Raw genomic sequence first — 12,832 nt, 5'->3', positions numbered from 1 at the left:
AAAGCCAAGTTCCACAGGCCCGCATCCTGAGTACCGTGAGCACCTTGAGCCCCCATCCGCAATTGCGTTTTCATCTTCCCGAACTGGAAACCTTTCTGGTGGTACTGGAAGAGCGCAGTTTCAGCCGGGCGGCCGAACGGCTCTGCATCTCGCAGCCCTCGGTTTCGAACCGGGTGAAGCGGCTCGAAAACGTGCTGCGGGTCAAACTCATCACCCGCACCACCCGCAGCGTGGAAGCCACTGCCGATGGCAACCTGCTGCGCGCCGCGTCCGAAGAGGCGCTGGCCGGCCTGTACGGGGTGCTGCAGCAGTTTCGCGACCGCTCGGAAGAAGCCCGCAACCGGGTGGTCATCGCGGCCACGCCGATGATCGCGGCCACCTTCATGCCGCAGATCATCCATTCGTATGTCGAGACATTTCCCGATGTCCAGGTGGTGCTGCGCGACATGCCCTTCGATGCCTTGCTGAAGACCATCGGCGAAGGTACGGCCGACATCGGCGTGACGGCGCTCGACGGTGACTATGACAACCTGCTGTTCCAGCCTCTTTCGGAAGAGCCGGTGGTGCTGGTGGTGAATGCACGCCATCCCCTGGCCCGCGAAAAGGAAGCGACGCTGGAAATGGTGCTTCCCTACCGGATGATTTTTTTAGAGCGATACACGGTGCTCCGCTACCGGCTGGCAGAAGCTTTTTCGCAATACGGCGCGGCGCTGGAGGCCGGCACGGCGGCCACCCTGCCGGTGCTGATGGGAATGATCGACACCGGCACCTGCGTCACCTTCCTGCCGCGTTCGATGGCGCAGACGAATGCCCGCCAGTCGCGCGCCATCCTGGAGCTATCCGATTTCCATGCCGTGCGCAGCTACGGCAGCATCGTCTCGCGCAAGGCGGTGCTGACCACGGCGGTACAGAGCTTTCGCGAGCATCTGCACCGCGATTTCCAGCCGCTGTTCTGACGCATCCATAGCCGGGCTTGCCAGGCGGCCGTGCCGTTTATCAGCGGCCTGAATAAGTGCATACGCATTGCCCATTTTTGTTCACCGGGCCTGCGGAACAGAATCATTTTGCCGACCGCGCCAGACGCCCCAAAGGGTCTCGGACGGCTCCATCTTTCTATCCGGAGACACAATGAACAAAGCCTTTCTCGCCTGCTGCGTCGCCCTGCCTTTCGCCCTGCAGGCCCAGCAAGCCGCCGCACAGGAGACGCTCAAGATCGGCGCCATCGTCACCCTGTCCGGCCCGGGCGCGGCCTGGGGCCAAGCCATGAAAAACGCCGCCGAACTGGCTGCCGACAAGGTCAACGGCGCTGGCGGCCTGGAGGTCGCGGGCAAGAAATACAGGGTGCAGGTAGTGGCCTACGACGACCGCTACCAAGCAGGCGAGGCCGTGACGGTCGCCAATCGCCTGGTGTTCGAGGACAAGGTGAAATTCATCATCGGCCCGACCGGATCCGCCCCCACGCTGGCGGTGCAGCCCACCACCGAAAAGAATGGGGTGATTACCAGCACGCTGGGTTTTACCGACAAGGCCCTGTCGGCAGCCAAGCCGCTGAGCTTTCGCCCGGTCATCACCACCATGGAATTCGCCGAGCCGCAGATCGCCTGGATGATCAGGAACCAGGGCGTCAAAAAAGCCGGCGGTTTGTTCCCCAACGACGAGTCCGGCCAGGTCATCGCACGCGACCTGGACGCGGCCTACAAACGCCACGGCGGTGAGCTGGCGGCCAAGGAATTCTTCGAACGCGACCGGGTCGACTTCACCCCGCTGCTGACCCGCATGCTGGCACGCGGCATCGACACCATCGAGCTAGACGGCAACTCGCCGGCCACTGCCGGCCTGATCGCCAAGCAGTCTAGGGAGCTGGGCTTCAAGGGCAAGATCGTCCGCACTGGCGGGCCCGCCACCGCCGAGCTGGTGGCGGTGGCCGGCAAGGATGCGTCGGACGGCATGATCGTCCATGCGGCCATCGACCCCAACATGCCGAGTACCAAGGCCTACCTGGACCAGTACGTCGCCAAGTACAAGGTGGCGCCCAACGGCTTCAGCCCGGCCTTCTACGACTTCACGACCATGATGTTCGAAGCCATGCGCCGCGCCGGCACCACCACCGACGCCGCCAGGGTGGCGGGCGAGCTGGAGAAGATGAAGGACTACCCCGGCGTGCTGGGCCAGCTCAACTGGACCGGCAAGGCCAGCTACGGCATCGACCGCCAGATGGCCGTGCCGTTCTACGTGGCGGAGATCAGGGGCGGGGCCGAGACCATCCTGGCCCGCTGCACCGTGGCCGACGGCTGCAAGTAAGACCGGGCAAAACCAATGGACTGGTATCTGTTGCTGGGTCAGGCCACGGTCAACGGCCTGGTGGTCGGCCTGCTGTACCTGCTGATGGCCGTGGGTTTCACCCTGGTCTTCGGCGTTATGCGCATGGTGAACTTCGCCCACGGCGAGTTCTACATGCTCGGCGCCTTCTGCGCCTACTACCTCACCGTGAAGCTGGGGCTGCCCTTCCTGCTGGCGGTGGCGGCGAGTTTCGTCATCGTGGGCGCCGGCGGCTGCCTGGTCGAGGCGGTGATCCTCAAGCCTTTCCGCAAGGACGAACTGAACGGAATGATCGTCACCATCGGCCTGGCGCTGATCGTGCAGAACCTCGCGCTCATCACCTTCGGACCCGATCCGGTCGCCATGCCGGCCATCGCCGAAGGGTCGTCGCGGCTGCTGGGGGTGAACGTGGCGAATTCCCGGCTCTACGTGGTCGGCAGCGCGGTGCTGGTGCTGTTGCTGCTGTATGGCTTTCTCAAGCATTCCCGGGGCGGCCGCGGCCTGCGTGCGGTGGTGGAAGATGCCCAGACCGCTTCCATCCAGGGGGTGCGTGCGCGGCTGTACTACCCGCTGGGTTTCGGCATCGGCGTGGGCCTGGCGGCCATCGGCGGCGCGTTGATGGCACCGCTGTTCTCGGTATCGCCTTTCATGGGCCACGCGCCGCTGCTCAAGGCCTTCATGGTGGTGATCCTGGGCGGGCTCGGCAGCATTCCCGGTGCGGCCGTGGCAGGGCTGTTGCTGGGCCTGCTCGAAAGCTATTCGTCCCTGTTCCTGAGTTCGAGCACCGCCGACATGATGCTTTTCGTCCTGGTGGTGCTGGGCATGCTGGCCTTTCCGCGTGGCGTGATCGGCCGGGGAGAGGCCTGAGATGAACACCACGATCCTCAAACCCCACATCGAGAACCTCGGCATGCAAGCCACACACCGGGCCGGGCCCGGCACCCGCGCGCTAAAGATCGTTCTCGGCCTCCTTCTGCTGGCCGCCGCTGCCTGGCCCTGGGTGGGTGGTCAGTTCGTGCTGCACCTGGCGGCGCTGGCCTGCATCAACATCGTCATCGTCAACGGGTTGTCGATCATCGAGCGTTCAGGGCAACTGTCGTTCGGGCATTCGGCACCGGTCGCCATGGGCGCTTACGGCTCGGTGCTGCTGTCCTCGCTGTTCGGCCTGGGCAGCATATCGGCCACCGCACTGGCGCTGGTGGGCAGTGCCCTGGTCTCCGGTGCCATCGGCTGGGTCATCCTGCGGCTGCGCGGCGTGTACTTCGTGCTGGTGACCTTCGCTTTTGCCGAACTGGTGCGGCTGGTGCTGCTGGACGCGGCCCCGGTCACCGGTGGCGCCAACGGCATCGCCAACATCGATCCGCTGGTCATCGCCGGCTTTGCCTTCGACACCCGAGAGCGTTTCTACGGCCTGGCGCTGGTGCTGGCCGCCGGCTCGGTCGGCCTGATGCTGTGCTTGTTCCGCCGACCGCTGGGCCATGCCATCGTGGCGGTGGCGGCCAACCCCGCGCTGGCCGAATCGACCGGGCTCAATGTGAGCCGGCTGCAGCTGGTCGCCTACATCCTGGGCTGCACCCTGGCTAGCCTGGGCGGCGCGCTGACGGCACGCTACATCGGCTTCATTTCACCGGAATCGTTCAACACCGGAACATCGGTGGCTTTCATCACCATGCTGGTGATCGGCGGCCGCAAGTCGCTGTTCGGGCCGATGGTCGGCGCCCTGGTGCTGACGCCGCTGCCCGAACTGTTCAGGGGCGCGGTGCAGACGCAGCAGATCTTCTACGGCGCCGCGCTGATCCTGATCCTGCGTTTCCTGCCCGGCGGCATCGCCGGCCTGTTCAAGCTGCTGAGTCGCAAAGGGGGTGCCGCATGAGCGCGCTCCTGCAAGTGAAGAAACTGACCAAGCAGTTCGGCGGCCTGGCCGCGGTGAAGGACCTTTCCTTCGACGTCCGCCAGGGAGACATCGTCGGCCTGATCGGTCCCAACGGCGCCGGCAAGACCACAGCCTTCAGCACCATCGGCGGCGCGCTGGCAGCGACACGCGGGCAGGTGATCTTTGACGGGGTTGACATCACCGGAAAACGGCCCAGCGCCATCGTGGCGCTGGGGCTGGGTCGCACCTTCCAGTCGACGGTGTCCTTTGCCGAGGAAACCGTGGCCCGCAACATCGAATGCGCACTGCTGTCGCGCATCGCCGGTTCCATGCCGCAACGCCTGATGCGCCGTAGCCGTGCGCTGCTGCCGGCATCCGAGGTGGCGCAGGAGATCGAGCGCATCGTCGACATCGTCAACCTGCAGGCCTGGCGAGACGTGCCGGCCGGTGCGCTGGCCTACGGGCTGCAGAAGAAGCTGGGCATTGCCATCGCGCTGGCGGCGCGGCCTTCGATGCTGCTGATGGACGAGCCCGCCGCCGGCCTCAACCACAAGGAATGCAACGAACTCACCCGGCTGCTACGCAAGCTGCGGGCGGAACACGGCCTGACGGTGCTGCTGGTGGAGCATCACATGGCCATCGTGATGGAAATCTGCCACCACATCGTGGTGATGGTGCAGGGCGAGAAGATTGCCGAAGGCAGCCCCGAAGAGATCCGCGCCAATCCGGCCGTCATGGAAGCCTACCTGGGAGCGCCCGACTATGCGCATGCTTGAAGTGGATCGTGTCAGTGTCCATTACGGACTGATGAAGGCGGTGTCGTCCATCGGCTTTCGGGTCGATAAGGGCGAGGTGGTGGCGCTAATCGGCTCGAACGGCGCCGGCAAGAGCAGCACCCTCAAAGCCATCGCCGGCCTGGTATCGGCGGGACAGGGCAGCATCCACCTGGACGGCCAGCCCATCCAGACGCTGATGCCCGAGCAGCGGGTGCAGCGCGGCATCGCGTTGTCACCCGAGGGGCGGCGCCTGTTCGGCCGGATGACGGTGCTGGAGAACCTGCAGGTCGGCGCGCACACCATCAAGTCGGCCGCCGAGCGCTCGGAGACCCTGCAGTGCATCTACTCGCTGTTTCCGCGGGTGCACGAGCGCCGGGCGCAGCTGGCGGGTTCCTTGTCGGGAGGCGAGCAGCAGATGGTCGCCATCGGACGGGCGCTGATGGCGCGACCCCGCCTGCTGATGCTGGACGAACCGTCGCTGGGCATCGCCCCGAAGGTGGTGGCGGAAATCGCCGATGCGATCCGCAAGCTCAACATCGGCGGCATGTCCATCGTGCTGGTCGAGCAGAACGCGCGGCTGGCACTGCGCCTGGCCCACAACGCCTATGCGCTGGAGAGGGGTGAGGTGGTGAAGTCCGGCAAGGGTGCCGAAATGCTGGACGACCCGTTCGTCCGCAAGGCCTATCTCGGTGTCTGAAGGGGCTTGGACATGAATGCAATCGATACGGCTCCGGACCTCATCCAGGTCGAGCAACGACAGCCGTCACGCGAATGGCTGGCGGCAGGACAAGAACCGGCCCTGGAGCCCGACCTCCCCATCGTCGATGCCCACCACCATTTTTCGGAGCACTGGGGCGGCTACCTGCCGGACGACCTGTTGAAAGACGGCAGGGGCCACGACATCCGCGCCACCGTGTACGTGCAGTGCGGCTGGAACTACCGCACCGATGGTCCGCAGGCGCTGCGTCCGGTCGGCGAGACCGAGGCGGTCGTGGCCTGCACCCGTGAACCGAACCGGCGGCAATCGCATACTCGGGTGGCGGCGGGCATCGTCGGTTACGCGGATCTGCGACTGGGCGCGGCGGTCGACGAGGTGCTGGCCGCGCAGGTGGCGGCCGGCGAAGGGAAGTTCCGGGGCATTCGCAACAGTGGAGCCTTTCACCCAGCTTTCCGCCACGGGGTGCTGGCCAGACCGATACAGCACCTATATGCCGACCCGGACTTCAGGGCTGGTTATGCCTGCCTGGCGCGGCACGGCCTGTCCTTCGACGCATGGGTCTATCACACGCAGCTGGACGATGTGCTGGCGCTGGCCCGTGCGTTTCCCGAGACGCCATTGATCCTCGATCACATCGGCGGATTGCTGGGCGTTGCCCATTACCGTGACGACCCGCGTGCGGCCATAGGCGAATGGCTGCCCGGCATCGGGGCGCTGGCGGATTGCCCGAATGTTTCGGTCAAGCTAGGCGGTCTGGGGACGGCGGTCTTCGGTTTCGACTTCACCGGAGAAGCGCGGGCGCCGTCATCGGAAAAGCTCGCCAATGCCTGGCGGCCCGCCATCGAGCCGGTGATCGAGCGTTTCGGAGCTGGTCGGTGTTTCTTCGAAAGCAATTTCCCGGTGGACCGCACGGCGGCTTCCTATGGCGTAGTTTGGAATGCCTTTAAACGTCTGGCATCCGGAGCATCTGCTGAAGAAAAGCAGCGGATGTTTCACGATACGGCCTCACGGATCTACCGCCTTGATTCAGGGGGTGAAGGTGCAAGCTGATCCATGCATCGGTAGTCGCGTTGCGTCAGGATGTGGCACAAATTCGAACGGTTTCCGCTTTCGGCTACGGTTCTGCCCCTGTTCAGATGAGCATTAGTATTTTTGTGTTCATGGGTAGCAGGACAAATTCGACGGCTGAAGCGTCCTGAATGCCAAGGCGCCATCTTCGGCCAACGCGTCAAAGCTAAACCTCGTTCTTGTAGCGCGTTAACTATACATAACCTATATTGTATGAAGTGAAAATTTGCCTTGGTTACAGATGCTCTTACACCTCGAGAACAACGCTCGCCGCGGCGGTGGCGTCCAGGCCGGTAAATGTGCCGATGGCAGGCGCAAGCGAGTTCACGCTGCAGGACCTGGCCGGGCTCGGGGGTGCGGTGGGGTCGCCTCGGCGATGCCCTGGCACACCGTGTCTGGGCCGGCTTTTTGAGAGCAGTCAAGGCCATCGCCGAGCCTGGTCGCTTCGATAGGCTGGCCGCGGGGACCCCAGGCGTGAAACTAAATGCGATGTTCGGCCGTGAGCTGTCGACTGAAGACAAGGGCCGGGGACGCCGACTAAACGCTGTTTGCTGCGCCCGTGGATGCACCAGCCGCAGAATGCGGTCATGGCCGTCCATGACGGTTCCATGGCGTGATCGTTGGCGTCGGCCGGGCTGTCTTGCGATGCATCGAACCTGAGGTCTCGACCCTGGAGGGAGTCCAGCTCTGCCGTTGGGCGCATGTCTGCGCCCCCCGAAATCACTAGGAGACCGATAGCGCCTGCGCCCCTGCTGTGCAGTTTTGTAGGTGCGTATTTGCATCGCACAAAGGCTCTCGCCGCGCAGCGTCGCGTCTTCGACACCTCGCTGAGCGCTTGAGACACGGGCCATCAAGAGCGTGCACAGCACGCATGGCAGATGAACGGCTCTTACAGCGAAAACACCGCGCGTTCGGCGTGTTCCGTCTTCCACGTGTACGTTGCCTTCGATTTTTCCGGCACCGCGAAGGGAGGATGCTCGGAGGTTGCCAGCATATAAACTCGAATTCTCGTACTTTGGAGAACGGTACAAAGTTGTTCAAACTGTCGCCAAAGCGTTCGCTGAACAATGCCTCGCCAATGCTCGTGGGGAGTTCCTGATCACCTTGACTGCGGCGCTGCAAGCACTCCGCCTGAGCCTGCAAACAGGTGCGAATGCTGCCCTCCGAAAGCTTAAACCCGTAGATTCGACAACCGAGTTCATCCTTGCCAATGGCAATTGCCAGGGCCAAGGTGCGGTAGTTTGACATGTGGCGAATCAGATCTTGAGCCTCGCGATCAGCAGCATCCATGAGAATCATGTGTGCTGTGGACTCGATGCGGAGCTTCACGCACAGGGCCAACTAGCTGCCGATCTGCACGCGTTCGAACGTCAGACGACCGTCTCCGCTAATAGGGGCCGGGAAGGTAAGAGTGCTTTCAAACCTCGCTGCCAGCAACGGCCCTCCTGCGAAATGCTCGGGCAACATCTGCCGCAGCGGTGACGAGTCAGAGCCGATCCGGCAGATTGGGAAGGTGCGTTCGGCAGGCGCTCCCCCGACGTTGAGGGTATCGCGCAGAGCGGTGGTGCGGGTGCGAAAGAGGGCTTCAGGGTATGCATGACTTGATATCCGAGTGGTTGCAGGCAGATTGCTGCACGAGGTGTAGGCACCCCCCACCGCCTGTAAAGCTGGCCTGTCTTTACCGCTGGATTTTTAGTTCAGCGTCTGTGATAAACGCGGACCACTCCTCCGCAGCCTCAAGTCAAGAACGACTAGAGCATGCCGCTGCGGTCCCTCACGAGCGCGACAGTACCCTTCCTGACGATGTGACCCTATACGCGATTTGACAGGTCAAGCACGGTCATTGTCGGCGTTTGAGCACCTGATCCTGCCGCGTGCGTAAGAAGGCGGCGCAACAGTGGAACGGACCTTTATCACAGCCACGCAGGCGGCGCAGCGTGCGCGCCATGGCGTGGACAACATCGACGCCCAGATCCGCTCGGACGCCAAGTCACACCTGAGCCGAGCTCGCCAGGCGATTGGCTGGGCGATCAGCGATGTCGAGATCTGGTCGACAGAGGCAGCGCACGGCGCTGCGGTCAATGTTCGCATGATGTCTCACCAGTTCCACTCCCTTCGTGTGCAAGCGAGTCGAACATCGACGACTTGCTAACCATCGTTACCGAGTCGATGCCTACAAGATCTGCGACCAGTGGCTCAAGGCAGTCGAGGCATCGTTGAGGGCATCAATCGAGGGCGTGGTGCGGCCGCTGGCCATCACATCGGTACCCCTGCCGCTTAGCGGCCTGTCGCCAGACCTGCCTCAGTGTCCTGCACCGCTCAGCTCTCGCCGGTGCCCAGTCCCGCTGCTACATGAGCTTCTTCTGGGTTTGATGACATGGATGACGACATCCCGTTCTGATACGGATTGCTGCTGCGAGAATCAACTTGCAGGGGTTAGGTCCCGGTGTCTTTCAGCCATGCCTTATGAGCACTCTCGAAGAGGTCAGTCATGGCTGCAATGTCTTTCATCGTCACGTCGGCCTGGGCAAGCACTTTCTCGGCGTCGAAGTTTTCTTTCTCGCCTACTTCAACCAACAGCGCCGCGGTGGACATCACAAACGCATTCCTCCCGGCGAGTGAAAGGACAACGTACGTAGGTGGAATTGCCGACACCTGCCTCAGGGCATCGGCCAAACGAACACATTGCTCCGCCACTGCGGCACATTTGAATTCAATCGAAGGTTTCCCCTTGGATTCCTCTACGTAGGCAGGGCTAAAACGCTCGACAACATCTACTAGCATGCGCAAGCTGATGGGAACCGCCGAGGGTGCGTCAGGGCCCACAGATTCGGCACGCACCTCCTGCCTAGCCGGTCCAGCGGCGTTGGGTTGAGCTTCCTTTTGCGACGTCGGCGCAGTGCGGGTTGGGGAATACACGGGCATACAAGGCCTTTAAGTTGCAGAACGAACAAGGCCGGATGGCCTTGCACTTCGTATAGGGCAACGCGTCGAAGCGTAAACATGGGCTTGATGTTTACCGTCAGCCCTTTGCTCACGATCTTGACCGCAGGGCAATTGCTGTACGTCGGTGCGCGTCCGCATTCGACAGTCAACATGCCACGTTGGCATCAACCTTATCGAGCAAGCGCTTCGAGCGGCTCGATAACTTCAGCCATGAACCGCCGGCCAATGGCTGCGAAGCCTGCGCTGTCTACGCCGATGTAGCTCAGAAGGCCTGCCTCGGCAATAACGGCAGCCTCACGCAAGTCACCCGGGCTGGCCAACAAGGCCCTGATACCGTCACCCGCACGCAGCGCCAGCGCCTTGGCTTCTACAGGAAACCTTGCCTGGAGCGCAGCCCACATACGCGGCGCCCATTCCTCGAACTCTTCTACGCCGCGGTTGCGATCGCGTGTGATCGTCAGTTGGCTGAGTCCGAGTACGCGGCCCAGGTCCTTGTTAGAACGCTTCTGCATCGTTCCGGACATCAACTCGTCCTTGATCTCGGGATGGTGCAGCAGGTTCGCCAGAGCCATCATGGACGGCTGCGCGATGCGCAGGCCCTGGGGCATGGAAATCGGGTCGACCTCTGTCAGGCCCAGAAAGCTGAAGCTACAAATGGCATAGTCGCCTGCGGACGTCGAGATACGATGGTATTGCTTGAACGCCTGCGCGGAGCTCCCCTCGGCCGGGGCTCCAAGCAGTTCAAGAAACCATTCACTGCCCTCGGGCGGGCGCAGCCGAACCATGGGTAACTGGTCGGTTGGATCTGAAGGCTTCCCCGCCTCCGTCCACTGAGGACCCGGCCGCTGCGTCCAGTTTGCAGCGAACAGCTCCTCCGTGACACGTTGTGCGGCTATCACCGCCTTGGCGTGTGGCGAGAACATGCAGTCCACGTCTTTCGTTCGCAAGGTCCTGATGCCGTCTTTGGCGAAGTAGCATCCAGCTGCCAGGCTACCGATGATGATCACATCCTGGCGGCACTGCGAAGGTAGTGCGGCAGCAACCTGTGCCAGCACTTCACTCGGCAACAGGGGTGGCGCCGGCGGATTGATTGCAGGGCGGTTCAAGCCTCGGTCCTACTTGTATTCAGCATGTGCGAAACCATCTCCCGAGCTTCGCGTGTCAGATTCATTTCGATAAGGTCGGCGGTGCACTCCATCTCGGAGGCCCATTGTTGGGGGCCTACCGTGTGCATCAGAAAGCCTGGCTCGTGCGTGATGTGCACGACCAAATGCGCCTTTTCTTTGGGGCCAACTGGCTCCAGGGCTGCATCGAGCTTCTTCACTAAGTCCTTTGGGGGCTGACCATAGACGCTGAGGTCAAGGCGCGGGCTACCCGTGATGTCCAGCTCGGGAAAATAGCACTTCGCACCCAGGACTCCTCCGGCAGCGACCTGTAGCGCTTCCCTTTGCAGCCAGAGCTTTTCCAGCCGCTTGAACATGCTTTCCGGGGAACGGGCGAGCCCGGACGGATCTGCATAGCGCAGCACTTTGCGTTGATGGAGCTGCTTGTCCGCAAGCTGCATCCAAAAGTCCGTGGGCATATGGCTAAGCCGGAACTCGCGTGTGCCTGCCTCGGTTAGTTCCCGATCAGAGAACTCCTTCAAGGCCGCTACCACCGTCGGATAGCTCGCGCCAAAACCGCCTTGTATTTGTTTGGTCGATTCGAACTCCTGCCCGCGCAACCAGCTCACTGCCAGCGCCGCAACCACTGTTTGCTTAGCAACACGGGACGAGCCTGTCTCTCGCTCTACCAACTCGTCGAGCCAAGAAAGGAACGCCGCTTGTGGCTGCAGGGTCATGGCGAGTGGGCCTCGTCGCAGTCGCTCCATCGAGCAGACCTCGATTTTGCTCGCCAGGTTGGGCTTGATCAGCGCTCGAAATCGCTCAAGTTCATTTCGGAGTCGAGCGTCGGACAGTTTTGACTCCACCAGTACGCACAGTACAGAGGCTGCATTTTGCTCCTCGGCCAAGACATAGGTCAGGGCAAGAAGCGAAGCTCGGACGTCGCGGATGTTGCTGCTGCGCTTTATCGCGACCAGCACGTCCCCATGCTCGCCTGACCAGCGGCCATCAAAACTTTGATGACGCTGCGATGCTAGGTAGCTATTCATGATTCAGTTGCCACTTTAACATCAAGGTGGCTACTTCATCAATGCAGTTCAACAACTCGGCTCGTTGCGCATACTTGACCTGTTAGCACGAAGCGTCCAACCCTTTCTGTATACGCAGCTGATGATGTGCAATAGCCCCAGCCGGAGCTGAGGCTAAGCGTTACCTTTTGCCTGTCAATTGGCCCGGAAGCGATTAGGTATCGCCTCCGGATCTCGCCAAGGGACGATAACCGCTACTGAAAAAAAAGGATCGGGCAGTTTACGGCGCTTCTTGCGCTCGGCCCAGCCTGGTTGCTCAAACGGCGTGTAGTCAGAAACGCTTGAGCCAAGATCCCAATACTCCCACTGGTCGCCAAACTGCTCCCAGTTAACCTGAATGTCCAAGAGGACAAAACGATTGCTGCAGATGACTGCCAGCAAGTTCCGGCCTTCCGCCTTTTCACCCCGGAGATCGATAGGCTCCCACCTGGCTGACGGGAAAGACAAGCTAATATGCTTTGTGTAAATGCGGTTGACGTTATGGGAGCGAAGACCGTTTTCGCACATCATGTTGATGTTCATGTAGCCCAACTCCTTGAGCTCGTCCAGGTGGTACTCGAAGTGCTCGGGAAGATGAAGGACCTGGAACTTCAGGAGAAGGCGATCATCGAGAACATCGTTCTTGACCAACTCCTCCAAGAGCGCCGGGTAAGTGGTATTCACCGGGGTGAGCCAGGGGGAGCTCTCGCCATACAGGCTGGAACGGCAAGACTGCGCGATCTGGTGAACGAGCGGCCAAGCGTCGGCCTTCTCGCTGTACATCGCGTCAAAGATGGTGGTGGTTTTGAAGTTGTCGAACATGATGGGGTCCATTGAAACTGTGCACATGCACCCCGGGTATAGGCACGCCACTATCGCACTGCCTTACTAGCGTCTTTACCTTACTGTTCGAACGGGAAGACCTGCGTGGATTGCGATCCAGGAGGCAGCGCTAACGGCCA

The 12,832-nt window shown here is 61.8% G+C and carries 11 protein-coding genes; 7 read left to right on the top strand and 4 right to left on the bottom strand.

Annotation, left to right across the window (positions count from 1 at the left end; translation table 11 throughout):
- The first annotated feature begins 35 nt into the window (after positions 1-35).
- The 7 genes from AC3ANW_RS23635 (at position 36) to AC3ANW_RS23605 (ending at position 6,736) form a co-directional block, all read left to right on the top strand.
- Entirely contained in the window at positions 36-956 is a 921-nt protein-coding gene (locus AC3ANW_RS23635) for a LysR family transcriptional regulator (protein WP_488345714.1), read from the top strand.
- Positions 957-1,128: 172 nt separating this feature from the next.
- Positions 1,129-2,301 (top strand): ABC transporter substrate-binding protein, encoded by a 1,173-nt coding sequence (locus tag AC3ANW_RS23630; RefSeq protein ID WP_488345713.1) that lies wholly within the window; start codon positions 1,129-1,131, stop codon positions 2,299-2,301.
- A gap of 15 nt (positions 2,302-2,316) precedes the next feature.
- Positions 2,317-3,186, top strand: coding sequence for a branched-chain amino acid ABC transporter permease (locus AC3ANW_RS23625; protein ID WP_488345712.1), 870 nt, complete (start codon positions 2,317-2,319; stop codon positions 3,184-3,186).
- A gap of 1 nt (position 3,187) precedes the next feature.
- Positions 3,188-4,192, top strand: coding sequence for a branched-chain amino acid ABC transporter permease (locus tag AC3ANW_RS23620; protein ID WP_488345711.1), 1,005 nt, complete (start codon positions 3,188-3,190; stop codon positions 4,190-4,192).
- Positions 4,189-4,968: an ABC transporter ATP-binding protein gene (locus tag AC3ANW_RS23615; RefSeq protein WP_488345710.1), complete on the top strand. Its 780-nt coding sequence runs from the start codon at positions 4,189-4,191 to the stop codon at positions 4,966-4,968. Before AC3ANW_RS23620 ends, AC3ANW_RS23615 begins: the two co-directional genes overlap by 4 nt.
- Positions 4,955-5,665: an ABC transporter ATP-binding protein gene (locus AC3ANW_RS23610; RefSeq protein WP_488345709.1), complete on the top strand. Its 711-nt coding sequence runs from the start codon at positions 4,955-4,957 to the stop codon at positions 5,663-5,665. The genes AC3ANW_RS23615 and AC3ANW_RS23610 overlap by 14 nt, the downstream gene beginning before the upstream one ends.
- Positions 5,666-5,677: 12 nt before the next feature.
- Positions 5,678-6,736: an amidohydrolase family protein gene (locus AC3ANW_RS23605; RefSeq protein ID WP_488345708.1), complete on the top strand. Its 1,059-nt coding sequence runs from the start codon at positions 5,678-5,680 to the stop codon at positions 6,734-6,736.
- 2,454 nt (positions 6,737-9,190) lie between these two features.
- On the opposite strand, the gene AC3ANW_RS23600 is transcribed toward AC3ANW_RS23605, so the two are convergent.
- The 4 genes from AC3ANW_RS23600 to AC3ANW_RS23585 all read right to left on the bottom strand — a co-directional run bounded on the left by AC3ANW_RS23600 (position 9,191) and on the right by AC3ANW_RS23585 (position 12,692).
- A complete protein-coding gene (locus AC3ANW_RS23600) occupies positions 9,191-9,538 on the bottom strand; it encodes a hypothetical protein (RefSeq protein WP_488345707.1) in 348 nt (115 codons plus the stop codon).
- A 332-nt stretch (positions 9,539-9,870) separates the two neighbouring features.
- The gene (locus AC3ANW_RS23595; protein WP_488345706.1) at positions 9,871-10,806 is read right to left on the bottom strand and encodes a hypothetical protein; all 936 of its coding nucleotides are present in this window, start codon (positions 10,804-10,806) and stop codon (positions 9,871-9,873) included.
- Positions 10,803-11,852, bottom strand: a complete 1,050-nt coding sequence (locus AC3ANW_RS23590) for a hypothetical protein (protein WP_488345705.1) — start codon at positions 11,850-11,852, stop codon at positions 10,803-10,805. Before AC3ANW_RS23590 ends, AC3ANW_RS23595 begins: the two co-directional genes overlap by 4 nt.
- 174 nt (positions 11,853-12,026) lie before the next feature.
- Complete coding sequence (locus AC3ANW_RS23585; protein ID WP_488345704.1) at positions 12,027-12,692, bottom strand: hypothetical protein; 666 nt, start codon at positions 12,690-12,692, stop codon at positions 12,027-12,029.
- Positions 12,693-12,832 lie beyond the last annotated feature (140 nt).

The organism is Xylophilus sp. PBN-3R, from assembly GCF_057747805.1.
Note: the sequence above shows the minus strand (reverse complement) of the source record. Positions and strands in the feature narration are given on the sequence as shown.

Bases quoted from the DNA above. Each gene is read 5' to 3' on its own strand.
- AC3ANW_RS23605 (WP_488345708.1), top strand. From the start codon at position 5,678: ATGAATGCAATCGATACGGCTCCGGACCTCATCCAGGTCGAGCAACGA.
- AC3ANW_RS23590 (WP_488345705.1), bottom strand. From the start codon at position 11,852: ATGAATAGCTACCTAGCATCGCAGCGTCATCAAAGTTTTGATGGCCGC.
- AC3ANW_RS23615 (WP_488345710.1), top strand. From the start codon at position 4,189: ATGAGCGCGCTCCTGCAAGTGAAGAAACTGACCAAGCAGTTCGGCGGC.
- AC3ANW_RS23610 (WP_488345709.1), top strand. From the start codon at position 4,955: ATGCGCATGCTTGAAGTGGATCGTGTCAGTGTCCATTACGGACTGATG.
- AC3ANW_RS23630 (WP_488345713.1), top strand. From the start codon at position 1,129: ATGAACAAAGCCTTTCTCGCCTGCTGCGTCGCCCTGCCTTTCGCCCTG.
- AC3ANW_RS23625 (WP_488345712.1), top strand. From the start codon at position 2,317: ATGGACTGGTATCTGTTGCTGGGTCAGGCCACGGTCAACGGCCTGGTG.
- AC3ANW_RS23620 (WP_488345711.1), top strand. From the start codon at position 3,188: ATGAACACCACGATCCTCAAACCCCACATCGAGAACCTCGGCATGCAA.
- AC3ANW_RS23600 (WP_488345707.1), bottom strand. From the start codon at position 9,538: ATGCTAGTAGATGTTGTCGAGCGTTTTAGCCCTGCCTACGTAGAGGAA.
- AC3ANW_RS23585 (WP_488345704.1), bottom strand. From the start codon at position 12,692: ATGTTCGACAACTTCAAAACCACCACCATCTTTGACGCGATGTACAGC.